The organism is Streptomyces sp. NPDC008125 (assembly GCF_042957125.1).
Classification (GTDB): domain Bacteria; phylum Actinomycetota; class Actinomycetes; order Streptomycetales; family Streptomycetaceae; genus Streptomyces.
This window is the reverse complement of sequence record NZ_JBIBHR010000010.1, coordinates 21,556-45,702: the sequence shown is the minus strand read 5'-3', so window position 1 is coordinate 45,702 and position 24,147 is coordinate 21,556. Positions and strand designations below refer to the sequence as shown.

General features: G+C 73.1%; 18 protein-coding genes. 10 read left to right on the top strand and 8 right to left on the bottom strand.

What is annotated here, in order from left to right:
• Positions 1 to 61: 61 nt before the first annotated feature.
• The 7 genes from ACFZAX_RS18370 to ACFZAX_RS18340 all read right to left on the bottom strand — a co-directional run bounded on the left by ACFZAX_RS18370 (position 62) and on the right by ACFZAX_RS18340 (position 8,025).
• Positions 62 to 904, bottom strand: coding sequence for an aldolase/citrate lyase family protein (locus ACFZAX_RS18370; protein WP_390963002.1), 843 nt, complete (start codon positions 902 to 904; stop codon positions 62 to 64).
• 83 nt (positions 905 to 987) lie between these two features.
• Positions 988 to 2,199, bottom strand: coding sequence for a CoA transferase (locus tag ACFZAX_RS18365; RefSeq protein ID WP_390962652.1), 1,212 nt, complete (start codon positions 2,197 to 2,199; stop codon positions 988 to 990).
• Positions 2,196 to 3,080 carry a ribokinase gene (gene rbsK / locus ACFZAX_RS18360; protein ID WP_390962651.1) on the bottom strand — a complete coding sequence of 295 codons (885 nt, stop codon included), beginning with the start codon at positions 3,078 to 3,080 and terminating at the stop codon, positions 2,196 to 2,198. The genes ACFZAX_RS18365 and rbsK overlap by 4 nt, the downstream gene beginning before the upstream one ends.
• Complete coding sequence (locus ACFZAX_RS18355) at positions 3,077 to 4,471, bottom strand: ADP-ribosylglycohydrolase family protein (RefSeq protein WP_390962650.1); 1,395 nt, start codon at positions 4,469 to 4,471, stop codon at positions 3,077 to 3,079. Before ACFZAX_RS18355 ends, rbsK begins: the two co-directional genes overlap by 4 nt.
• Complete coding sequence (locus ACFZAX_RS18350; protein ID WP_390962649.1) at positions 4,468 to 5,652, bottom strand: ADP-ribosylglycohydrolase family protein; 1,185 nt, start codon at positions 5,650 to 5,652, stop codon at positions 4,468 to 4,470. Before ACFZAX_RS18350 ends, ACFZAX_RS18355 begins: the two co-directional genes overlap by 4 nt.
• A complete protein-coding gene (locus ACFZAX_RS18345; RefSeq protein ID WP_390962647.1) occupies positions 5,597 to 6,841 on the bottom strand; it encodes an ADP-ribosylglycohydrolase family protein in 1,245 nt (414 codons plus the stop codon). Before ACFZAX_RS18345 ends, ACFZAX_RS18350 begins: the two co-directional genes overlap by 56 nt.
• On the bottom strand, positions 6,838 to 8,025 hold the full coding sequence (locus ACFZAX_RS18340; RefSeq protein ID WP_390962645.1) for an ADP-ribosylglycohydrolase family protein: 1,188 nt from the start codon (positions 8,023 to 8,025) through the stop codon (positions 6,838 to 6,840). The genes ACFZAX_RS18345 and ACFZAX_RS18340 overlap by 4 nt, the downstream gene beginning before the upstream one ends.
• Before the next feature lie 430 nt (positions 8,026 to 8,455).
• Here ACFZAX_RS18340 and ACFZAX_RS18335 point away from each other — a divergent pair, with 430 nt between their 5' ends.
• The 3 genes from ACFZAX_RS18335 (at position 8,456) to ACFZAX_RS18325 (ending at position 15,739) form a co-directional block, all read left to right on the top strand.
• Positions 8,456 to 9,190, top strand: coding sequence for a VIT1/CCC1 transporter family protein (locus tag ACFZAX_RS18335; RefSeq protein WP_390962643.1), 735 nt, complete (start codon positions 8,456 to 8,458; stop codon positions 9,188 to 9,190).
• A gap of 536 nt (positions 9,191 to 9,726) precedes the next feature.
• Positions 9,727 to 14,286 (top strand): glutamate synthase large subunit, encoded by a 4,560-nt coding sequence (gltB, locus tag ACFZAX_RS18330; protein WP_390962642.1) that lies wholly within the window; start codon positions 9,727 to 9,729, stop codon positions 14,284 to 14,286.
• Positions 14,279 to 15,739 carry a glutamate synthase small subunit gene (locus ACFZAX_RS18325; protein ID WP_390962641.1) on the top strand — a complete coding sequence of 487 codons (1,461 nt, stop codon included), beginning with the start codon at positions 14,279 to 14,281 and terminating at the stop codon, positions 15,737 to 15,739. The genes gltB and ACFZAX_RS18325 overlap by 8 nt, the downstream gene beginning before the upstream one ends.
• Before the next feature lie 208 nt (positions 15,740 to 15,947).
• Here the strand turns inward: ACFZAX_RS18325 and ACFZAX_RS18320 are convergent, their stop codons facing one another.
• Complete coding sequence (locus ACFZAX_RS18320; protein WP_390962640.1) at positions 15,948 to 16,871, bottom strand: rhomboid family intramembrane serine protease; 924 nt, start codon at positions 16,869 to 16,871, stop codon at positions 15,948 to 15,950.
• 229 nt (positions 16,872 to 17,100) lie between these two features.
• Between ACFZAX_RS18320 and ACFZAX_RS18315 the strand changes: the two genes are divergently transcribed.
• The 7 genes from ACFZAX_RS18315 (at position 17,101) to ACFZAX_RS18285 (ending at position 24,091) form a co-directional block, all read left to right on the top strand.
• Positions 17,101 to 17,844, top strand: coding sequence for a VWA domain-containing protein (locus tag ACFZAX_RS18315; protein WP_390962639.1), 744 nt, complete (start codon positions 17,101 to 17,103; stop codon positions 17,842 to 17,844).
• A 146-nt stretch (positions 17,845 to 17,990) separates the two neighbouring features.
• Positions 17,991 to 18,512, top strand: a complete 522-nt coding sequence (locus tag ACFZAX_RS18310) for a pyridoxamine 5'-phosphate oxidase family protein (protein WP_390962638.1) — start codon at positions 17,991 to 17,993, stop codon at positions 18,510 to 18,512.
• A 484-nt stretch (positions 18,513 to 18,996) separates the two neighbouring features.
• Positions 18,997 to 19,200, top strand: a complete 204-nt coding sequence (locus ACFZAX_RS18305; protein WP_003969786.1) for a cold-shock protein — start codon at positions 18,997 to 18,999, stop codon at positions 19,198 to 19,200.
• A 184-nt stretch (positions 19,201 to 19,384) separates the two neighbouring features.
• Positions 19,385 to 21,136, top strand: a complete 1,752-nt coding sequence (locus ACFZAX_RS18300; RefSeq protein ID WP_390962637.1) for a DEAD/DEAH box helicase — start codon at positions 19,385 to 19,387, stop codon at positions 21,134 to 21,136.
• Positions 21,137 to 21,410: 274 nt separating this feature from the next.
• Complete coding sequence (locus tag ACFZAX_RS18295) at positions 21,411 to 21,683, top strand: polyprenyl synthetase (protein WP_390962636.1); 273 nt, start codon at positions 21,411 to 21,413, stop codon at positions 21,681 to 21,683.
• Positions 21,684 to 21,834: 151 nt separating this feature from the next.
• Positions 21,835 to 22,860, top strand: coding sequence for a polyprenyl synthetase family protein (locus ACFZAX_RS18290; protein WP_390963000.1), 1,026 nt, complete (start codon positions 21,835 to 21,837; stop codon positions 22,858 to 22,860).
• A 58-nt stretch (positions 22,861 to 22,918) separates the two neighbouring features.
• Entirely contained in the window at positions 22,919 to 24,091 is a 1,173-nt protein-coding gene (locus tag ACFZAX_RS18285) for an oxygenase MpaB family protein (RefSeq protein WP_390962998.1), read from the top strand.
• Positions 24,092 to 24,147: the final 56 nt, after the last annotated feature.

The following is a 24,147-nucleotide window of genomic DNA, read 5'->3' as shown; positions in this document are numbered from 1 at the left end:
GGACACCACGAGGCCGCCGCACCCCCACCGGGTGCGGCGGCCTTCCTCGTGTCCGGGCCCGTCAGCCGACCGGCGCCCGCGCCCCGGCCCCCACCGCCCCGGCCGTCCGCCGCCCGAGGGCCAGGGTGCGGTGCGCGGCGGCGGCGACCGCCGCGTCCACGAACCGGCCGTCCGGCAGCGCCAACGCGCCCGCGTCCGTACGGGCCGCCGCCGCGATCTCCTCGGCGGCCTCCAGCTCCTCGTCGGTCGGCCGGAAGGCCCGCTCGATCACCGGCAGCTGGCGCGGGTGGATCGCCGCCCGCCCCAGCATCCCCAGCGCCCGCCCCCGGCCGCACGAGGCCCAGAGCCCGTCCAGGTCGCGCACGTCGGGGAAGACCGACTGCGTCGGCGGCTCCAGCCCGGCCGCCCGCGCCGCCACCACGATCCGGCTGCGCGACCAGTCGAGCCCGACGTCGTCCCGTACGCCCAGATCGGCCCGGAGGTCCGACTCCCCGAGCGCGATGCCCCGCACGTCGTGGTGGGCCGAGGCGATCGAGTAGGCGTGCTCGATCGCGAGCGCCGATTCGAGCAGCGGATAGAGCGGAACGCCCGGCGCCAGCGCCGCCACATGGTGCACCGACGCCGCGTGCGTGACCTTGGGGAGCCGTATGCCCGAGAGCCCCGGCAGCCCCGCGAGCGTCCGCACGTCGTCCTCCCCGTGCACCCGCACATGGACCGGTACGGCGTCCTCGGCGCAGGTCACCGGATCGGTGAGCAGCTCGGCGGTCGCGGAACGCGCGTACTCCTTGCGGCCCGGGGCGACCGCGTCCTCCAGGTCCACGATCACCACGTCCGCCCCCGCGCCCAGCGCCTTGAGCACCACCTCCGGCCGGTCCCCGGGAACGTACAGCCAGGTCAGGGGCACCGGAGTCGTGTCGTACGCGCCGTACGAGGAGGTGTCGCCCGGTGCGAGGCACGCGGCGGGGCGTGGGCGCGCCCCGGCCGCGGTCACAGCGCCCCCTCGGAACGCAGCGCCGCGATCCGCTCGCCGGAGAGGCCGAGCCCGGTGAGGATCTCCTCGGTGTCGGCCCCGTGCGGGCGGCCCGCCCACCGGATGCCGCCCGGGGTCTCGGAGAGCCGGAAGAGGACGTTCTGCATCCGCAGGGGCCCCAGCTCCGGGTCGTCCACCTCGGTCACGCTGTCCAGAGCCCGGTACTGCGGGTCCTCCATCACGTCCCGCACGTCGTAGACGGGGGCGATGGCCGCCTCCGCCTTCTCGAACTCGGCGAGCGCGTCGTCCCGGGTGTGCCGGGCGATCCACGACCCGACCGCCCCGTCCAGCTCGTCCGCGTGCTCCGCCCGGGTCGCACCCGAGGCGAACCACGGCTCCTCGATCAGCTCGGGACGCCCGACCAGCCGCATGACCCGCTCGGCGATCGACTGCGCCGACGTGGAGACGGCGACCCACTGGCCGTCCGAGGTGCGGTAGGTGTTGCGCGGGGCGTTGTTCCGCGAACGGTTGCCGGTGCGCTGCTGGACATGGCCGAGCTGGTCGAACCAGAGCGGCTGCGGGCCCAGCACCGTCAGGATCGGCTCGATGATCGCCATGTCGATCACCTGCCCCCGCCCGGTGCGGTCGCGCCCGGCGAGCGCGGCCATCACGGCGTACGCGGTGGCGAGCGCCGCGATCGAGTCGGCGAGGCCGAACGGGGGCAGCGTCGGCGGCCCCTCCGGCTCACCGGTGATCGACGCGAAACCGCTCATCGCCTCGGCGAGCGTCCCGAACCCCGGCCGGTGCGAGTACGGGCCGAACTGACCGAAGGCCGTCACCCGGGTCAGCACCAGCCGGGGGTTGACCGCTTCCAGCTCCTCCCAGCCGAGACCCCAGCGCTCCAGGGTCCCGGGCCGGAAGTTCTCGATGATCACATCGGTCTCGGCGGCCAGCCGCAGGAGCACCTCGCGCCCGCCGGGGCTCGACAGGTCCAGGGTGAGGTTGCGCTTGTTGCGGCCCAGCAGCTTCCACCAGAGGCCGACCCCGTCCTTCGCGGGACCGTGGCCGCGCGAAGGATCGGGTTTGCGCGGATGTTCGACCTTGATCACCCCGGCGCCGAAGTCGCCGAGCATGGTCGCCGCGAGCGGACCGGCGAAGAGGGTGGCGAGGTCCAGGACCCGCAGGCCCGACAGAGGAGTGTGCGTGGGGGTGGTCCCGGATTCGGTCATGAGGCATCGATCTCGCTTCGGTAGGGCATGGACGTGGACGCGCCGGGCTTCTGGACGCAGAGGGCGGCGGCCGAGGACGCCCAGGCGACCGCCTCGGCCACCGGACGCCCCTCACCGAGGGCCACGGCCAGCGTCCCGACGAAGGTGTCGCCCGCGCCGGTCGTGTCGACCGTGGTCACTTCGAGAGCGGGGAAGCGCACCGGCTCACCGCCCCGGGCCGCGTACAGGCAGCCCTTCGAGCCGAGGGTGATGACGACCTCCGGCACCTTCCGCAGCAGGACCTCGGCGGCTGCTTCCGGGTCCTCGTGACCGGAGAGCTGCGCCGCCTCGTGCTCGTTGGGGACCAGCAGGTCGACGTGGTCCAGGAGCTCGTCCGGCAGCGGCCGGACGGGGGCCGGGGTGAGGATGGTGCGCACCCCCCGGGCGTGCGCGGCCCGCGCCCCCTCGGTCACCGCGGTGAGTGGCAGCTCCAGCTGGAGCAGCAGCAGATCGGCCGAGGCCACCGCCTCCCGCTCCGCGGGGCCGAGCGCGGTGACCGTGCCGTTCGCGCCGGGCACCACCACGATCGCGTTGGCACCGGAGTCGTCGACCACGATGTGCGCCGTGCCGCTCGCGCCCCGGGCCGTCCGCACGAGACGGGTGTCGATCCCCGCGCTCTCCAGACCACCCCGCAACTGCGAGCCGTACGCGTCGGCGCCGACCGCGCCGATCATCGTGACCTGCCCGCCCGCCCGTGCGGCGGCGACCGCCTGGTTGGCGCCCTTGCCACCGGGTACCGTACGGAACTCCCTGCCGGCGACGGTCTCGCCGAGCGCGGGCGCCCGTGCGACATAGGCGACGAGATCCATGTTGATGCTGCCGAGCACCGCGATGCGGGTCATGGGCGCAGAGCCTCCTGATAGGTCTGTTCGGCGAGAGTGTCGAAGCCGATGCCGTCGAATCCCGGTACCGAGGTGGCGAGCCGGTTCTTCAGCGGGGCGGTCCAGCGGTCCGGCAGGGCGCCCGGACCGCCCGCCAGCAGCCCGGCGAGCGACCCGGCGGTCGCCCCGTTCGAGTCGGTGTCCCAACCGCCCATCACCGCGTTGCCGATCGACCGGGTGAAGTCGCCGTCGGCGTGGGTGAGCGCGGCGGCCAGCAGCGCCGCGTTGGGCAGCACGTGCACCCAGTGGTGCGTGGCGGCGTAGACCTCGTGCAGCCGGTCGACGACGGCGTCGAAGCCGCCCGCGGCCCCTGGGTTCCCCGGGGCCTTCGCCTCCCCGGCCGCTTCGATGCCGAGCCGCACCGCGCGCGCGTACCGGGACCCGGGCGGCACCACCCGCAGCCCGGCGGCCAGGCAGCCGTGCACGTCGCTCGCCCCACCGGCCGCCTCCGCCAGCGCCGCCGCCGCGAACATCGCCCCGTACACGCCGTTCGCCGTGTGGGTGAGGACCGCGTCGCGGTGCGCCTGCTCCGCCGCCGCCCCCGGATCGCCCGGGCAGGCCCAGCCGTGCACGTCGGCACGGATCTGCGCCCCGATCCACTCCCGGAACGGGTTGCGGTAGCGGGCCGTACCGGGCGGCTCCACCCCGTCCAGCAGATTGCGGTACGCGATCCGCTCGGCGGTGAACACCCGGCCGGCCGGAAGCTCGTCCAGCCAGAGCCGGGCGAGGTCGTCCGTGGTGAAGCCGCGCCCGTGACGCCGGAGCAACAGCACGGTCAGCAGGGGAAAGTTGAGGTCGTCGTCCTCCGGCATCCCGTCGATGTTCTCCGCCAGCGAAGTCGGCCCCGAGCGACGGTTCCAGGGGTACGCGGCGAGCAGCCCGGCCGGCACGCCCCGGGCGGTGAACCAGTCGGACAGCGGCCAGTTGCCGGTGGCCCGGGCGAGCGCGCGGACGCCCTCCAGCGGCAGCTTCTCCACCGGCTTGCCGAGCAGGCAGCCCGCCGCCCGGCCCAGCCACCCGGCGTGCAGCCGGGACCGGTCGGGGGCGGGCCGGGCTGCCGGTGGGGCCGGCCACCGGGGGCAGAGCGCCCGGATCTCCGCCAGGCCGGTGGGCTCCTGCGCCGCCGACGGACACTCCAGCTGCGCGAGTTCGTCGAGCAGTCGCTCGGCGAGCGCGCGCAGCCGCGGCGGTGCGGGCGGCTGGGAGGCCCCGGCCCGCTCCGGCGCGGGCGGGCCCCCTGCCGCGTACCACCGTGCCGCGATCTCCGACGCGTCGCGGCCGTCCTGACCGGCCTGGCGCAGTTCGTGCCCGATCAGGTCCTCGGGCTGGACCCAGGTCAGCCGTACGTTCACCGCTCACCCGCCAGATCCGCGAAGGCCGCCTCGTGGGCGCGGCGGCGGGCGGTGTCGGCGGCGAACACCTCGCGCGCCACCGTCGTCAGGCTGCGCGCCGGGGCGTGCAGGTCGAGCCGGCTCGCCTCGGCGACCCTCTTCGCCCACTCCTCGGGCACCGCCGCCTCCCCGTACAGCGCGCCGACGATCGCCCCGCTCATGGTCGCGATCGAATCGCAGTCCCGTCCGTAGTTCACCGAACCCAGCACCGTACGGCGGTAGTCGCCGCCGCCGGCCAGCAGCATGCCCAGGGCGACGGGCAGTTCCTCGATCGAGTGCAGGCGGGACGGCCGACGGGCGCCCAGCGAGGGGGAGCGGTAGTCCGGGCCGACCGTGTCGAAGGGGGCGACCGCCTCCCGCAGCGGCACCAGCGCCGACTCGGGGTCGGCGTGCCGGGCCGCCTCCTCGCACACCGCCTCGATCGCCGCGCGGGTACCGTCCTTCGCGAGCGCCAGGCACGCCTCCACCACGGAGACGGGCGTGGCGCCCGGCGTGCACGCCGCGGCGACCGCCGCCGCGAACACCCCGGCCGCCTCCCGGCCGTAGGAGGACTGGTGCGGCGCGGCGACCTCCAGCGCCTCCGCGTAAGCCGCCTGCGGATGGGCCGCGTTGACCAGGCCGACCGGCGCCATGTACATCGCCGCACCGCAGTTGACGATGTTTCCGCTGCCCGCCTCGCGCGGATCGACGTGCCCGTAGTGGACGCGCGCCACCAGCCACTTCTCCGCGAGGAAGATCCGCTGGAGCGGCAGCGCCTCCGCCTCCAGCTCCGGAATCCAGCGCGGGGTGGAGATCAGGTCCGGGACCAGGTGGGTGGCGACGGAGTACGCGTCCAGGTGGTCGCGGACCGCGTCGTAGACCCGCACCAGCGCGTGGGTCATCAAGGTGTCGTCGGTGACGTGCCCATCGCCCTTGTGGTACGGGGCGATCGGGCGGGCGGTGCGCCAGTCGTCGCCGTACCAGGGGCCGACGATCCCGTGCACCCGCCCGCCGTGCCGCTCCGCGATCTGCTCGGAGGTCCAGCCTTCGACCGGGCCCCCCAGAGCGTCGCCGACGGCGGCGCCGACGAGGGCACCGCTCACTCGTTCATCGAGGGAAAGCGTGTCCGATACGGGGTGTTGGGTACTCACTGCGTGCATCATGGCTGAATTGTCCACCCGGGGCGGCCTGTTCCGTGGCTGCGAGCAGCCCGGCGAGTTCGATCAGATCCATGCCCGCGAGCCGGGGCAGCGCACATCCGGCAAGCGTCCGGCACGCCTCCCGCCACCCGGACGGTACGGTCCGGATGCCACCGAGCGCCCCGGTCAGCGCCCCGGCGAGCGCGGGCGCCGAATCCGCGACCCGGGACAGGCACGCGGCGGCCGGGACCGCTTGGGCGATCTGCCCCCGCGCCGCGGTGGTCAGCGCCAGCGCCACCGGCACCGTCTCGGCGGCCGCGATCCCGTAGCTGTAGACGTGGTCGACGATTTGATGCTCCAGCACCGGGACGAGCGAGAACGCCCCGGCGGGCTCGTCCGCGAACTCCCGTGCCAGGCGCACCGCGTGCACCGCGTTGCGGGCGATCTCGGTGCCGTCGGGCAGCTGTGCGAGCGCCGCGTCCACCACCGCTCGCACGTCCGCCCCGGCGAGCGCCTCGGCGATGGCGGCGGCGATGGCCCGCGCGCCGTGCACCCCGTCGCCGTCCTGCGTGTAGCGGGCGTCGAACTCGGCGAGCGCCGCCGCGGCGGCCGGATCGCCCGGGTGCACCACCGCGAGCACCGCGGCCCGCACGCAGGCGGCGTCGTCGAAGTAGTGCGGGTTGTCGTGGCCGGTGGCCGGGGGCCGCAGCCCGGCGGCGAGGTTGCCGAGCCCGGCGCGCACCGAGATCCGGGCGCGCAGCGGCAGCACCGCCGCCTCCACCTCCGGCGCCCGCGCGCTGGCCGCAGCCACCTTGGCGGCCAGCGCGTTCCAGGCGCGGTCCACCGCGTCGCGCATCCGGCGGGAGGGGTCGAGCCCGTGCGTCTCGTCGGCCGCCGCCGCGAGCACCGTACCGGCGGCGAACGCGGCCCACTCGGCGTCGTCCGACGGGCCCAGCCGCAGCGGCTCGGGCGGCTGGTTCAGCGCGATCGGAACCGGCAGCGTGGTGGTCGCGTTCTGCTCGGCGAAGGTGTCCAGCTCCCTGGTGAGCCGCCGGGTCCACTCGGGCATCCGGGCCGCCCGGTGCCGGGCGGCGGGCCAGCCGGCCGCGTCCCCGGCGGCGAGCCCCAGCAGCAGGCCCTCGATCCGCGCCCGCCGGGTCGTCTCCCGCTGCTCCGTACCCGGGTGCGCGGCTTCCGTACCTGCGGCGGTCATCGGAGCGCCCCTTCCGCGTGCAGCAGGGAGACCGGTGCGGGCCCGTCCGCCCGCTCCCGGCCCTGCGCCCCGGGGTCCTGCGCCTCGCGGTCCGGAGGCCCCAGGTCCAACGCCTCCCGGTCCGGAGCCACCGGGCCGGGCGTTCCGCGGTCCGGAGCCGGTGGGGGAGGGGCCGCCGGCCGCGTCTCCTCCGGCGCGCCCGCGGGGTCGCCCGCCGTCAGCAGATCCGCCACGTCCAGCACGTGGTAGCCCCGCATCGAGGGCAGACAGCTGCCGCGCACCGGGCCGATCGCGGCGGCCCACTCCGGGGGGATCGCCGCCGTCCCCCGCCAGGCCCCGGCCAGCGCACCCGCCACCGCCGCCGTGGTGTCCGCGTCCCGCCCCATGTTGACCGCCATCAGCACCGCCGTACGGAAATCGCCCCGCGCCGCCGTGAAGGCGCCGAACGCCAGCCCCACCGCCTCCGGCGCCAGGTCCGTCCAGGGGTAGCCGCCGATCACCACCGCCGACCGCACCGCGCGCTCGGCCGTCAGCCGGTCCGGGTAACCCCGCTGGGCGGCGGTCACCGCCCGGCGCAGGGAGCGCGCGGTCCACGAGTCCATCGGCACCACCGAGAGGGCCGCCGCGATCACCGAGGCCGGGCCCGCCCCGACCATCGCCGCCGCCACCCCGGCCGCGACCGCCTGGCCGCCGTAGATGCCCTCGCCGTCGTGGCTGACCTGCCCGTCGATCGCCACCAGCCGGGCCGCCTCGGCGGGCCGTCCGGCCGCGAACACCCCGAACGGGGCCGCGCGCATCGCGAGCCCGTCGCTCCACGCGTGCCGGTGCTGCGCGGAGATCGGCGCGGCCAGTCCCCGGCGCAGGTTCTCCAGCGTGCCGCGCTCGCTGAACCCGGCCCCCCGGAAGGGCCCTTCGTCCAGATCGGCGATCCAGTGGTGCCAGGCCCGGTCCACGTCGGCGACGGCGAGGGCCGAACCGTGGCGGGCCAGCAGCAGCCCGGAGAAGATCGCGTACTCGGTGTCGTCCGTACCGGCCGGGTCGTCGCTGACGAAACCTTCGATCCGGCCCCAGCGGGCGCGGATCTCCGACGGTCTCAGGTTCTCCGCCGGGGCACCCAGCGCGTCCCCGACGGCCAGCCCGAGCAATGCGCCCCGGGCCCGGTCCTTGCCCGTGATCGGTTCCATCGGTCGACCCTTCGTCCGTACACGATTTCCCTCTGTCCGATCTGTGCCACGCCCGACGGCCGGGAAGGCTGACAACCGGAATAAAAGGGCCATGCGGATGAAGCTAGACGAAACGAAGCGCGGTGCTGGACGGAGGAACGGGAAAACCAGGCAAGGACGGGGATCCGCCTTCCGAAGCTCTACCCGAAAGGATGACGGGCGTCGGCGGTGGGACAGCCGGACGGGTGAACGGGGACGGACCCGCCCGAAAGGGCGCCCACCAGCCCCCGCACAGGCCCCCCAAGGAAGGTGAGCCATGCCTGTCCTGCCTGGTCAGAGCAGTGGTAAGTACGGCCTGCCTTGCTGGCGGGCACGGATTTTCGTGCGTACTTTCGATGGTGTCGGGCGGTGGCGGAGGGGCTGCGGAACCGTCGGCGGATTGGGGAGCACTGTGTCCATCATCGAGACCGACGCCGCACTGCACGAGGCGCACCGCGACAACCACACCCACCGGGACGTCAACGGCGGCTGGCTGCGCCCGGCCGTGTTCGGCGCCATGGACGGCCTGGTCTCGAACCTCGCGCTGATGACCGGGGTCGCGGGAGGCGACGTCTCGCACCGCACCATCGTCATCACCGGGCTGGCCGGCCTCGCCGCGGGCGCCTTCTCCATGGCGGCCGGCGAATACACCTCGGTCGCCTCGCAGCGGGAGCTGGTGGAAGCCGAACTCGACGTGGAGCGGCGTGAGTTGCGCAAGCACCCGTACGACGAGATGCGGGAGCTGGCGGAGCTCTACGTCTCCCGGGGCGTCGAGCCGCACCTGGCCGCCGAGGTGGCCCGCCAGCTCTCCGAGGACCCCGAGCAGGCCCTGGAGATACACGCCCGCGAGGAGCTCGGCATCGATCCCGGCGACCTGCCGTCGCCGCTCGTCGCCGCCGGTTCCTCGTTCACGGCCTTCGCGCTGGGCGCCCTGCTGCCGCTGCTGCCGTACCTGCTCGGCGCCACCGCGCTCTGGCCCGCCGTCCTGCTCGCGCTGCTCGGCCTCTTCGGCTGCGGCGCCGTGGTGGCCCGGGTGACGGCACGCAGCTGGTGGTTCAGCGGGCTGCGGCAGCTGGCTCTGGGTGGCGGCGCCGCCGCGCTCACGTACGGCCTCGGCGGGCTCTTCGGGGTGGCGGTCGGCGGCTGACCCGCCGGCCCGCCGGACTCCCCGAGAGGGCGCGGGTCGACGGGAGGCCGGCCGGCGTGCCGGCGCCCGACCGGCGCCCAATCGGCGTATGGACCGGCGTGCGGACCGCGGCGGACCGCGGCGGGCCGTTCACCCGTACGGCGCGCTCATACGACGCTCCGGAAAGCAACCCACAACACCCCGGAAATGCGTGTGACGTACGTCCCGGTTTCCGCCCCTGGGCGGATGCGGTCCACGCAACGTAAAATGAGAGCCTATGCGCGACTCCACATAAGTAATCGTTACTTCCTGGTTTCGAACGCATGGCTGCCGGGCATGAGCCTCAGACACCGCAGGCAACGGCGCCTGCTCTCTGCGGCTCCCCGGGCGTTGATCTCTCCGACTGCGACCCCATCCTCAGCGATGCAATGTCCGCATGTTGGAACGGGCCTTCCGCTTATCGAGAAGCGCCCCATCATGTAACCTGCACGAAATTTCGCAGAGGGCCAACGTCGTCCCTCGGCCATGCATATGCCACGACGACGACGGGAGAGCCGATGCGCATCCACGCCTGGTCGCCCATGGACGGTCGCCCCGCCCAGCAGGGGATGTACGACCCCCGTAACGAACACGACGCCTGCGGTGTCGGGTTCGTCGCCACCCTGACCGGTGTGGCCAGTCACGCGCTGGTCGAGCAGGCGCTGACCGTACTGCGCAACCTCGAACACCGCGGCGCCACCGGCTCCGAGCCCGATTCGGGCGACGGTGCCGGAATCCTTCTCCAGGTCCCCGACGCCTTCCTCCGCGAAGAGGCCGGTTTCGACCTCCCGGAAGCCGGCTCGTACGCCGTCGGCATCGCCTTCCTCCCCGCCGACGGCTCCACGGACGCCGTCGCGGAGATCGAGAAGATCGCCGGCGAAGAGGGCCTCACCGTCCTCGGCTGGCGGGAGGTCCCGGTCGCCCCGGCCCTCCTCGGCAACGGCGCCCGCGCCACCATGCCCGAGTTCCGTCAGATCTTCGTCGCCGACGGGACCAGCACCGGCATCGCCCTCGACCGCAAGGCCTTCGTCCTGCGCAAGCGTGCCGAGCGGGAGGCCGGTGTCTACTTCCCGTCGCTCTCCGCCCGTACCCTCGTCTACAAGGGCATGCTCACCACCGGGCAGCTGGAGCCGTTCTTCCCCGACCTGTCCGACCGCCGGTTCGCCACCGCCGTCGCGCTCGTCCACTCCCGCTTCTCCACCAACACCTTCCCCAGCTGGCCGCTGGCACACCCGTACCGCTTCGTCGCGCACAACGGTGAGATCAACACGGTCAAGGGCAACCGCAACTGGATGAAGGCCCGCGAGTCGCAGCTCGCCTCCGGACTCTTCGGCGAGGCCGCGCTCGACCGCATCTTCCCCGTCTGCACCCCGGACGCCTCCGACTCGGCCTCCTTCGACGAGGTCCTGGAGCTCCTCCACCTCGGCGGACGCTCGCTGCCGCACTCGGTGCTGATGATGGTCCCCGAGGCGTGGGAGAACCACGACTCCATGGACCCGGCCCGCCGCGCGTTCTACCAGTACCACTCCACGATGATGGAGCCCTGGGACGGACCCGCCTGCGTCACCTTCACCGACGGCACCCAGGTCGGCGCGGTCCTCGACCGCAACGGACTGCGCCCCGGCCGCTACTGGGTCACCGACGAGGGCCTCGTCGTCCTCTCCTCCGAGGTCGGCGTCCTCGACATCGACCCCGCCAAGGTCGTCCGCAAGGGCCGCCTCCAGCCCGGCAAGATGTTCCTCGTCGACACCGCCGAGCACCGCATCATCGAGGACGACGAGATCAAGGCCGGCCTCGCGGGCGAACAGCCCTACGAGGAGTGGCTGGAGACCGGCGAGATCGAACTCGGCGACCTCCCCGAGCGCGAGCACATCGTGCACACCCACGCCTCGGTCACCCGCCGCCAGCAGACCTTCGGCTACACCGAGGAAGAGCTCCGCGTCCTCCTCGCCCCGATGGCCCGCACCGCCGGCGAACCGCTCGGCTCCATGGGCACCGACTCGCCCATCGCCGCGCTCTCCGCCCGGCCCCGGCTGCTCTTCGACTACTTCACCCAGCTCTTCGCCCAGGTCACCAACCCCCCGCTGGACGCCATCCGCGAGGAGCTCGTCACCTCGCTGCGCTCCTCGCTGGGCCCCCAGGGCAACATCCTGGAGCCGACCGCCGCGACGTGCCGCAGCGTCACGCTGCCCTTCCCGGTGATCGACAACGACGAGCTCGCCAAGCTGATACACATCAACGCCGACGGCGACATGCCGGGCATGAAGGCCGCCACCCTGGCCGGCCTCTACCGCGTCAGCGGCGGCGGTGACGCCCTCGCGGCCCGTATCGAGGCCATCTGTACCGAGGTCGACACCGCCATCGAGGACGGCGCCCGCCTCATCGTCCTCTCCGACCGGCACTCCGACGCCGAGCACGCGCCGATCCCGTCGCTGCTGCTCACCTCCGCCGTCCACCACCACCTCATCCGCACCAAGCAGCGCACCCAGGTGGGCCTGCTGGTCGAGGCCGGTGACGTCCGCGAGGTCCACCACGTCGCCCTGCTGATCGGTTACGGCGCCGCCGCGGTCAACCCGTACCTCGCCATGGAGTCCGTCGAGGACCTCGTCCGCGCCGGTACGTTCATCGAGGGCATCGAGCCCGAGCAGGCCATCCGGAACCTGATCTACGCCCTCGGCAAGGGCGTCCTCAAGGTCATGTCGAAGATGGGCATCTCCACCGTCGCCTCCTACCGCGGCGCCCAGGTCTTCGAGGCCGTCGGCCTCGACGAGGGCTTCGTCGCGACGTACTTCAACGGCACCGCCACCAAGATCGGCGGCGCCGGCCTCGACGTCGTCGCCAAGGAGGTCGCCGCCCGGCACACCAAGGCGTACCCCGCCTCCGGCATCGCGGCCTCGCACCGCGCGCTGGAGATCGGCGGCGAGTACCAGTGGCGCCGCGAGGGCGAGCCGCACCTGTTCGACCCGGAGACGGTCTTCCGCCTCCAGCACGCCACCCGTAACCGCCGGTACGACATCTTCAAGAAGTACACGGACCGGGTGAACGAGCAGTCCGAGCGGCTGATGACGCTCCGCGGCCTGTTCGGCTTCAAGTCCGACCGCGCCCCGATCTCCGTCGACGAGGTCGAGTCCGTCGCCGACATCGTCAAGCGCTTCTCCACCGGCGCCATGTCGTACGGCTCGATCTCCCTCGAAGCGCACGAGACGCTCGCCATCGCGATGAACCAGCTCGGCGCCAAGTCGAACACCGGCGAGGGCGGCGAGGACGCCGACCGCCTGTACGACCCGGCGCGCCGCTCGTCCATCAAGCAGGTCGCCTCCGGCCGCTTCGGTGTCACCAGCGAGTACCTCGTCAACGCCGACGACATCCAGATCAAGATGGCGCAGGGCGCCAAGCCCGGCGAGGGCGGCCAGCTGCCCGGCCACAAGGTCTACCCCTGGGTCGCCAAGACCCGGCACTCCACCCCGGGCGTCGGCCTCATCTCGCCGCCGCCGCACCACGACATCTACTCCATCGAGGACCTGGCTCAGCTGATCCACGACCTCAAGAACGCCAACCCGGCGGCCCGCATCCACGTGAAGCTGGTCTCCGAGGTCGGCGTCGGCACGGTCGCGGCCGGTGTGTCCAAGGCCCACGCGGACGTCGTCCTGATCTCCGGCCACGACGGCGGAACGGGCGCCTCCCCGCTCACCTCGCTCAAGCACGCGGGCGGCCCCTGGGAGCTCGGCCTCGCCGAGACCCAGCAGACCCTGCTGCTCAACGGCCTGCGCGACCGCATCGTCGTGCAGACCGACGGCCAGCTCAAGACCGGCCGCGACGTCGTCATCGCCGCACTGCTGGGTGCCGAGGAGTTCGGTTTCGCGACCGCCCCGCTCGTCGTCTCCGGCTGCGTCATGATGCGCGTCTGCCACCTCGACACCTGCCCGGTCGGCATCGCCACGCAGAACCCCGTGCTGCGCGAGCGCTTCTCCGGCAAGGCCGAGTACGTCGTGAACTTCTTCCAGTTCATCGCCGAGGAGGTCCGCGAGATCCTCGCCGAGCTGGGCTTCCGCACGATCGAAGAGGCGGTCGGCCACGCCGAACTCCTCGACACCGACCGGGCGATCACCCACTGGAAGGCCCAGGGCCTCGACCTGGCGCCGCTGTTCCACGTGCCCGAGCTCCCCGAGGGCGCGGTCCGCCACCGGATCCAGGAGCAGGACCACGGCCTCGCCAAGGCGCTCGACAACGAGCTGATCAAGCTCGCCGCCGACGCGCTCGGCGCCGACAGCGCGGAAGCCGCCCAGCCGGTCCGCGCCCAGGTCGCCATCCGCAACGTCAACCGCACCGTCGGTACGATGCTCGGCCACGAGATCACGAAGAAGTTCGGCGGTGCGGGCCTGCCCGAGAACACCGTCGACATCACCTTCACGGGCTCGGCCGGCCAGTCCTTCGGCGCCTTCCTCCCCGCCGGAGTCACCCTCCGCCTGGAGGGCGACGCCAACGACTACGTCGGCAAGGGCCTCTCCGGCGGCCGGATCGTCATCCGCCCGGACCGCGGTGCCGACCACCTCGCCGAGTACTCCACCATCGCGGGCAACACCATCGGCTACGGCGCCACCGGCGGCGAACTCTTCCTGCGGGGCCGTACCGGCGAACGCTTCTGCGTCCGCAACTCCGGTGCCACCGTCGTCTCCGAGGGCGTGGGCGACCACGGCTGCGAGTACATGACCGGCGGCCACGCCGTCGTCCTCGGCGAGACCGGCCGCAACTTCGCGGCCGGCATGTCCGGCGGAGTCGCGTACGTCGTCGACCTGAACCGCGACAACGTCAACCCGGGGAACCTCGGCGCGATCGAGGAACTCTCCGAGGCGGACGCCCGGTGGCTGCACGACGTCGTGCGCCGCCACCAGGAGGAGACCGGCTCGACCGTCGCCGAGAAGCTCCTCGCCGAGTGGGCCACCGCCGTGACCCGCTTCAGCAAGATCATCCCGTCCACCTACAAGGCAGTGCTCGCCGCCAAGGACGCCGCTGAGCTCGCCGGTCTCTCCGAGCAGGAGACCACCGAGAAGATGATGGAGGCGGCGACCAATGGCTGACCCCAAGGGCTTCCTGACCACCGGGCGCGAGGTCGCGCAGACCCGCCCCGTGGGCGAGCGCGTCAAGGACTGGAACGAGGTCTACGTTCCGGGCTCCCTGCTCCCCATCATCAGCAAGCAGGCCGGCCGCTGCATGGACTGCGGCATCCCGTTCTGCCACAACGGCTGCCCGCTCGGAAACCTCATCCCCGAGTGGAACGACTACGCCTACCGCGAGGACTGGACGGCCGCGTCCGAGCGCCTGCACGCCACGAACAACTTCCCGGAGTTCACCGGGCGGCTGTGCCCGGCTCCCTGCGAGTCCGCGTGCGTGCTCGGCATCAACCAGCCGGCCGTCACCATCAAGAACGTCGAAGTCTCCATCATCGACAAGGCGTGGGACAGCGGCGACGTCACCCCGCAGCCGCCCGAGCGCCTCTCCGGCAAGACCGTCGCCGTCATCGGCTCCGGGCCCGCCGGACTGGCCGCCGCCCAGCAGCTGACCCGGGCCGGCCACACGGTCGTCGTGTACGAGCGCGCCGACCGCATCGGCGGCCTGCTGCGCTACGGCATCCCCGAGTTCAAGATGGAGAAGTCGCACATCAACCGCCGCATCGAGCAGATGCGCGCGGAGGGCACCAAGTTCCGCACCGAGGTGGAGATCGGCGCCGACATGCCGGCCGACGCCCTCCGCCGCCGCTACGACGCGGTCGTCGTCGCGGCCGGTGCCACGGTCTCCCGCGACCTCCCCGTCCCGGGGCGCGAGCTGGGCGGCGTCCACTTCGCCATGGAGTACCTCCCGCTCGCCAACAAGGTGCAGGAGGGCGACCTGACGGTCTCCCCGATCAGCGCCGAGGGCAAGCACGTGGTGGTCATCGGCGGCGGCGACACCGGAGCCGACTGCGTGGGCACCGCCCACCGCCAGGGCGCGCTCTCCGTCACCCAGCTGGAGATCATGCCGCAGCCCGGCGAGGACCGGAACGCCAACCAGCCCTGGCCGACCTTCCCCATGCTCTACAAGGTCACCTCCGCGCACGAGGAGGGCGGCGAGCGGCTCTACTCCGTCTCCACCACCCACTTCGAGGGCGACGAGGACGGCAACGTCCAGGCGCTGCACCTCATCGAGGTGGAGTTCAAGGACGGCAAGCTGGAGCAGAAGGCCGGCACCGAGCGCGTCATCCCGGCCCAGCTCGTCACCCTCGCCATGGGCTTCACCGGCACCGACCAGGCCAACGGCCTCGTCGAGCAGTTCGGCCTCGGCCTGGACGAGCGCGGCAACATCGCCCGCGACGCCGACTACGCCACCAACGTCGAAGGCGTCTTCGTCGCCGGTGACGCCGGCCGCGGCCAGTCGCTCATCGTGTGGGCCATCGCCGAGGGCCGCTCCGCGGCACGCGGCGTGGACCGCTTCCTGACCGGGACCAGCGCCCTGCCGGCCCCGATCCGCCCGACGGACCGCTCCCTGATGGTCTGACCCCCGATCGCCGGAGCCGGCCGTGATCCCACGGCCGGGCCCCGGAGCAGACGTCCCGTACAACGGCGTACGGAACTGAACGCGGCGCCCGCCTCGTCCCCGACCGGACTTGGGTGGGCGCCGTGGCGCGTCCGGGGGCCGGCTGCCGGAACAAGGGCGTGCCCGGCACGGAGCCGTCCGTGCCGGGCGCGCCCGTGTTCCGGGGCGCTCAGCCGCCCGTCAGCGCGTTCGTCCTCAGCACCACCACGAGCACCAGCAGCCCCAGCAGAACGACGGCGGCGACGGTCTGCGCGAGGCCGTTGCGGAGCTTCCCGGGGGCGTACGCCAGCCCGGACATCACCAGGCTGCCGGTGAGGAGTCCGCCGAGGTGGCCCTGCCAGGAGGCGAAGAAGGCGGAGATCACCATCCAGACCAGGAACCCGGCCATGAAGCGGTTCAGCCCGCCCACGTCACGGCCCAGCCGGCGGCCGATGACGTAGAGCGCGGCGGCCAGGCCGAAGACCACGCCGGAGGCCCCCACGGTGTTGCTGTCGGGCGCCAGTACGTACACCAGCACCGAACTGCCCACAGCGGAAAGCAGGTACAGCGCCGCGTACCGGACCTTGCCGAGCTGGCCCTCCACGTCCCGGCCGAGGTTCCAGAGCGCCAGCATGTTGAAGACCAGGTGCATCACGCCGATCGACGAATCCGGCGGCAGATGCAGGAACGAGCCGGTCAGCAGCCGGTACCACTCGCCGTCGGCCACGCCGGTCAACTCGTAACCGGGCGGCGTCCAGCCGTCGTACACGTACATAGCTCCGTCGGGGCCGGTGAGCGCGGCTCCCAGCATCCCGAACCGGTCCAGGATCTCCGGCTTCACGACCTCGGCGACGTAGGCGAGGACGTTCAGGGCGATGAGCGCGTACGTGACCAGGGGCTTCGTGCGGGACGGGACCCGGCCGCCGAAGAGGCTCCGCGCCTGACGGACCGTTCGATTGCCCTCCCGTACGCACTCCGGACACTGGTGGCCGACCGCGGCCTCACGCATGCAGTCCGGACATATCCGGCGGTCGCAGCGGGTGCAGCGGACATGTGTCTCGAAGGACGGATGGCGGTAACAGGTGGGGGTGTCGGCGGGGCTGTCGGCCTCCATGACCGGCTCCTTCACTGGGCGAGGTGGTGCGCGGTGCCGAGGTGACGGCGGCGATCAAGATAGCGAACCTAGAATTCGGACCATATGCCCGGGTGTCGGACGGCAGCTCGGGGGTGGTGCCGGGACCACCAATCCCCTTGCCCGGCAGGCGTGGAGCGGCAGTGGCTCGGCGCCATGCGCAACCGGATCGGATCGCTCGGGATCGGACCGGATCGGAACGGAGACAGGCATGATCGGATCGACCCCGGCCGCTGGCCCCGCACTCTCCCTCGACAAGGTGGAGGCGCGTGCGCCCGGCCTCGTCAGCCTCTACAAGAGGGCGGGCGTCTCCCTGCGCAAGCGCGGCATGGACGGCGCCAGGGCGGCCGTCTACCTGGTCCTCGACTACTCGGGCTCGATGAAGGACTACTACAAGGACGGCAGCGTCCAGGCGCTCGCGGACCAGGTCCTCGGGCTGTCGGCCCATCTCGACGACGACGGACGCGTCCCCGTCGTCTTCTTCTCCACCGACATCGACGCCGTCACCGACATCGCGCTCGACAACCACCACGGCCGCGTCGACGCGATCGCGGCGAGCCTCGGGCACATGGGGAAGACCAGCTACCACCTGGCCATGGACGCGGTCATCGACCACTACCTCGACAGCGGCTCCACCGCCCCCGCTCTCGTCGTCTTCCAGACCGACGGCGGCCCGGTCAACAAACTCGCGGCCGAACGCTACCTCTGCAAGGCCGCCGAACTCCCGTTGTTCTGGCAGTTCGTCGGGTTCGGCAACACCCGCAGCACGCAGTTCGACTTCCTGCGCAAGCTCGATGAACTCGCCGTCCCCGCCAAGCGCGTGGTCGACAACGCCGGGTACTTCCACGCCGGACCCGACCCCCGTACCGTCCCCGACGAGGAGCTCTACGACCGGCTCGTCGCGGAGTTCCCGCTCTGGCTCGCGGCGGCCCGGGAACGCGGCATCGTGGGATGACCCCGGGGAGGGGGCCCGCGGGAGTGCGTGGCGGGGCACGCGGTACCGGGCTCGTCGGGCGCGCGGCCCGGTGCCGGGCACCCGTTGCGGTGATGCGCCGGAAATCCTGACAGAAGGTGTCGGGATGAGGCGGTTCGATGGGACGCATGACACCGAACACCCCCACCCCCGCCACCCCGCCCCCCACCACCTGGGCGGACTTCCACGCGGCCGAACCCGGGTTCGCCACCACCGCCGAGAAGCGCTTCCGCCTCTACCGCCACCAGGTCCTGGCCACCCTCCGCACGGACGGGTCGCCGCGGGTCTCCGGGCTGGAGGCGGACTTCCGCTTCGGCGAGATGCTGCTCGGCATGATGCCCCGCTCCCGCAAGGCCCTCGACCTCTTCCGTGACCCCCGCTTCGCGATCCAGGCGAACCCCGGACCGGACGCCGAGATGGCCGACGGCGACGTACGCGTCGCCGGCCGCGCGATCGAGGTCACCGACCCCGCTCTGCTGGCCCGCTTCATCGAGGAGGCCGCACCCCCCGAGCCGTTCCACCTCTTCCGCGTGGACATCACCGAGGTGGTCCACACCGGCATGGACGGCGAGGAACTCGTCGTCCGCTCCTGGACCCCGGGCCGCGGACTGCGCACGGTCCGCCGGGGGAACGAGGGGCCGGTGGGCTGAGGCGCGGCACCGTCCTGCGCTCCGCCGGGGGAACGAGGGGCCGGTGGGCTGAGGCGCGGCACCGTCCTGCGCTCCGCCGGGGAGGGTGCCGCTCCCCGGCCACCCTCTGCGCCTCGCGTCGCTGGCCCTCCTCGCCGAGGAGGGGACGCTCACGCCGGCCGGGGCCGCCGGCCGTCTCGGCCACGGCGCGGCGTGGCCGCCCGGGTGGGTCCGCGACCCGCCACAACCGCCTGGTGCCAGGCGCGCGGGCCCCTCCCGGGCAAGTTTCCAAGATCCGCAGCCTCAAGATCCACCGCTCGCCGGGAGGACGTGCTACGGTGTTCCAGTTGCAGTTTTGGTACCCATGAACTTTATGTGCGCCTGACGGGAATGCTTCCTCAGGCGCATTATTGTTTTCCGGCTTTCTCCGGATGGGGCTCAATGCGGCGACTTGGAATTCGTAAAGTGCGGATTCTCGGCACTGCACCTCTTTTAGGAGAATGACATGGCTACTGGAACCGTGAAGTGGTTCAACTCGGAAAAGGGCTTCGGCTTCATCGAGCAGGACGGCGGCGGCGCCGACGTCTTCGCCCACTACTCGAACATCGCCACCTCGGGCTTCCGTGAGCTCCAGGAGGGCCAGAAGGTCTCCTTCGACGTCACGCAGGGCCAGAAGGGCCCGCAGGCGGAGAACATCGTCCCCGCCTAATTCGGCCGGACGCGTACCTCGCAGCCGGGGCTCGCACCTTCACGGTGCGGGCCCCGGTTTGTGCTGTCTCCGGGACGTCCTGTCGCCGGAGCACCCGCCATGTGCCGCATCCTGGGGCGCACATGAAAGCGGTCCGAAGAGCATGTCGCAGCGACCCAGGAATCCCCCAGGAGGGAAATTCCGTATGACCCGCTTCGAACGCCAGGACCGCCCGGCCGGCAACCGTCAGCCGAGTGGACGGGGCCGTGGCCAGTCCCAGGCCGCCCCCGCCCGCCGTGGAGCCTCCAAGGCCCCCGCGCGCCGCCGCCCCGCCGCTCCGCAGGGTGGCGAGTTCGCCCTGCCGGAGACCCTCACCCCCGCTCTGCCCGCCGTCGAGGCGTTCGCCGAGCTGGACATGCCCGCCGCGCTGCTGAAGACGCTGGCCGCGCAGGGTGTCACCGACCCCTTCCCGATCCAGGGCGCCACCCTGCCGAACTCGCTCGCCGGCCGGGACATCCTCGGCCGCGGCCGCACCGGCTCCGGCAAGACGCTGGCCTTCGGCCTCGCGCTGCTGGCCCGTACCGCCGGACGCCGCAGCGAGCCCCGCGCCCCGCTGGCCCTCGTGCTGGTCCCGACCCGCGAGCTCGCCCAGCAGGTGACCGACGCGCTCACGCCGTACGCCACCTCCGTGAACCTGCGCCTGGCGACCGTGGTCGGCGGGATGTCCCTCACCAAGCAGGCCGCCACGCTCCGGCGCGGCGCGGAGGTGCTCGTCGCCACTCCGGGCCGCCTGAAGGACCTCATCGAGCGCGGTGACTGCCGCCTGGACGAGGTCTCGATCACGGTCCTCGACGAGGCCGACCAGATGGCCGACATGGGCTTCATGCCGCAGGTCACCGCCCTGCTCAAGCAGGTCGAGGCGGACGGCCAGCGGATGCTCTTCTCCGCCACCCTGGACAAGAACATCGACCGGCTGGTCAAGATGTTCCTGACCGACCCGGTGGTGCACTCCGTCGACCCGTCGGCCGGCGCCGTCACCACGATGGAGCACCACGTGCTGCACGTGCTGGACGACACCGACAAGAAGGCCGTCGCCACGAAGATCGCCGCCCGCGAGGGCCGCGTGATCATGTTCGTCGACACCAAGCGTGCCGCCGACCGCTTCGCCAAGCGTCTGCTCGCCGCCGGTGTCCGCGCTGCCGCCCTGCACGGCGGCCGGTCCCAGCCGCAGCGCAACCGCACCCTGGACCAGTTCAAGGACGGCCAGGTGACGGCGCTCGTCGCGACCAACGTGGCGGCCCGCGGCATCCACGTCGACGACCTCGACCTCGTCGTGAACGTGGACCCGCCCACCGACCACAAGGACTACCTCCACCGGGGCGGCCGTACCGCGCGCGCCGGCGAGTCCGGCAGCGTCGTCACGCTGGTGCTGCCCGAGGAGAAGCGGGACATGACCCGCCTCATGCAGGACGCGGGCATCGCCCCGCACACCACCCGCATCACCTCCAGCGACCCGGAACTCAGCCGGATCACCGGCGCCCGCGAGCCCTCCGGCGTCGCGGTCGTCATCGAGGTTCCCCAGCCGACCCCGCCGAAGCAGCGCACCCGCTCCGGCGGCCAGCCGGGCACCGGCACCACCACCCGCTCGGGCAGCCGCGGCCGCGGACGCCGGGGCGGCGCGGGTGGCGCGGGTGCCGCGAGCACCACCGGTACCACCGGCGGCGCACGCGGCACGGGCAACGGCGGCGGTCGCGGCGGAGCCTCCGCCGGGTCGCAGCGCGGCGAGGCCCGCGGTACGGGCGCCGGCCGCACGGGCGCGAGCGCCGGCCGCACCGGTTCCGGCCGTACCAGCACGGGCTCGGGCCGCACCGGCGCCGGCTCCGGCCGTCCCGCCGGGGCGGGCCGGGGCAACGGCGGCAACGGCGGGAGCGCCCCCCGCAGCCGCCGCGCCGCGTAAGGCTCGGCAATCCAGTAGCGAAGGGCGACGCCCGGTCCGGTTCTCCGGACCGGGCGTCGTGCTGTGCGCAGGAGCGCAGGAGCGCAGGAGCGCAGGAGCGCGGGCCCGCACGGGGGAGTGCCCGGGGGGCGGGCGCCGGGCGCGGAGTAGTACGGGCGAACGAACGATCATCACATGGGGTGACCGGTGCTTCCGCCGCCCTCCACCGGGGCAGCCTGCCCACCGAAGCGGCGCCGGAGCGGCGGCGCGCCGTACGGGAGGGGCGGGCACCACCATGGCATCGGAGACCCGGGAGGACGGCGGGAGCGGGCCGGTCCTGCTCGCCGCCGGCCTGGCCGATCTGGCCCTGACCACCTGCGGCGCGGCCTGGGCCGCCGCCCGCGGTCTGTTCGGCCGCTCCGACCTCGGAGACCTCGCCCAGCAGGGGGAGCAGGACCTCCGGGCGCGCGGGCGCCTGGCGCTCGACCGGGTGGGCACCGGCCCCGCGCACCTGGAGATCCTCGCGCGCCACGCCCGTACCCGGGGCGCGGGCGGGCCCGGTGCCTGAGCCCGTACGCCCCGGGCCGGCCCCGCCCTCCGCGCCGGGGCCGCCGGCCCACGCCGTACCCCTGTCCGGGCCCGGACAGCCCGCCGTCGCACCATCGGCGGCCCGCCCCGCGCCCGCCCCCGCCGCCGCCGAGCCGCCGGAGCTCGCCGCGCTGCGGGCCCGGGTCGACCGGGAGCTGCGGCGGTTCACCGACGCGGAGACCGAGGCGCTGCTCGCCGTGGACGAGGACCTCGCCCCGCTCGCGGCCGTCCTGTCCGACGCCACCGCCCACGGCAAACGGCTGCGGTCGGCCTTCTGCTACTGGGGCTGGCGGGCGGCGCGGCAGCCGGACAGCGGGGCCATGGTCCGGGCGGCGGCGGCCATGGAACTCGTCCACGCGGCGGCCGTCGTCCACGACGACATCATCGACGACAGCCGGCTGCGGCACGGCCTGCCGACCGCCCACGTCGCCCTGCGCTCCGCCGTCACCCGGGGGACCCGGGTCAACCCGCGCGCCGCCTCCCTCGCGATGCTCGCCGGAGACCTGCTGATGTCCTGGGCCGGACAGCTCTTCACCGGCTGCGGCCTGCCCGGCGCCTACCTGGCCCGGGCCCGCCCCCTCTGGGGCGTGCTGGCCCGCGAACTCGTCGCCGGGGAAGCCCTGGAGATCCTGCGCACCGCAGGACCGCCCGACGTGCGGCAGTCGCTGAAGGTGGTCCGGTACAAGACCGCCAAGTACACCGTGGAACACCCCCTGCACATCGGTGCCGCGCTCGGTGGCGGTGACGCCCTCCTGCGCGACGCCTTCACCGACTACGGGCTGCCGCTCGGTGAGGCGTTCCAGCTCCGCGACGACCTCCTCGGCCTGTTCGGCGAACCGGAGTACACCGGAAAGGCCAACACCGACGACATCACGGGCGCCCGCCCCACCGCGCTGATCGCCCACACCCTCGCCGCGGCCGAACCCGCCGAGCGCCGCGAACTCTCCCGGCTCCTCGGACGCGGCAGCCTCACCGCCGCCCAACTCGACCTCGTACGCGCCGTCGTGGAGTCCACCGGCGCCCGCGCCCGTGTCGAGCGCATGATCGGCGACCGGGTCACCCTCGCCACCCGGGCCCTCGACGCCGCCGGCCTTCCCGCCCCCGCGCACGCCGCCCTCACCCACCTGGCCACGGCGGTCACCGCCCGCCCCGCCTGACGCCCCCGCCGATCCGCACCACCCCGAGGAGCCACCCGTGTACCCGACCGAGCAGTCCATGAACGCGCTGCGCCAGTGCGGCGACGAACTCGCCGACGCCACGGTCGCCACCCTCTTCGAGCGCGGCGAGACGGGGAAGTTCAACACCCTGATGCGGTACGTCTCCGTGGCCGGGCAGCCCCTCCCGGACGGGCTGCCGGACGTCGCGCGCGCCTACCTCCACGAGACCAGCAGCCCGCCCTCCTGGGTCGACTGGGAGGAGATGGAGAAGGCGCGGCTCTTCTTCATCGACAACAACGTGCACATCTCCACCGCCCTCTCCTTCGCCGCCATGCCCGCCTGCTACGTCGTCCCGCACATCGCGAAGCTCCTGTCGGCGACGCACGCGCTGAACTACCCCTCCAAACGCATGGCGGAGACCGGGCAGTTCACCGTCCACCTCATGCAGCCCGACGCCTTCGAAGCAGGCGGACGCTTCCTCCCCGCCGCCCAGAAGGTCCGCCTCCTGCACGCCTCCATCCGCTACCACCTGCGGCGCGAGGGCCGCTGGGACACCGCGGCCCTCGGTACGCCGATCTGCCAGGAGGACATGATCGGCGGGCAGATGATGTTCTCGATGCAGGTACTGGACGCCCTGCACCGGCTCGGCATCCACATGAGCGTCGACGGCGCGGAGGCCTACCACTACGCCTGGCGCGTCGTCGGCGCGATGCTCGGCGTCGACCAGGAACACGCCCCCGAGGACCTCGACCAGGCCCGCGCCTTCTCCGACCTCTACATGACCCGCCACATGGGCCCGAGCGACGAAGGGGTCGCCCTCACCCGGCAGTTGATCGACCTGTACGAGGAAGTGGTCCCCGGAACCCTGCTGGACCCGGTCGTCTCCGCACTGATCCGCCACCTGATCGGCGACACCTGCGCCGACTGGCTCGGCGTCGCCCGCACCCCCTGGGACACCGTCGTCAAGGCCGCCCCCGCCCTGATGAACGTACTGGAGACCATCGAGGACCGCTCGCCCCTGGGCGCGTGGGCCCTGGACCGCCTCGGCCACCTCACCACCCTGTTCGAACTCTCCTCGCTCACCCGGGGCCGGGTCATGCACTACGCGATCCCCGAACACCTCAAGAAGGACTACGGCCTCTCCACCGCCGTCCCCCGCACCCGGCGCTGGACCCCGCCCGCCCCGGTCGTCCCCCCGGCCGGGACCGTCCGACCGGCAGGGACCGTCTGACCGGCGGGGACCGTCCGGCGGGCCGGTTCGGTCCGGCGGTCCCGGTCCGGCCGGGC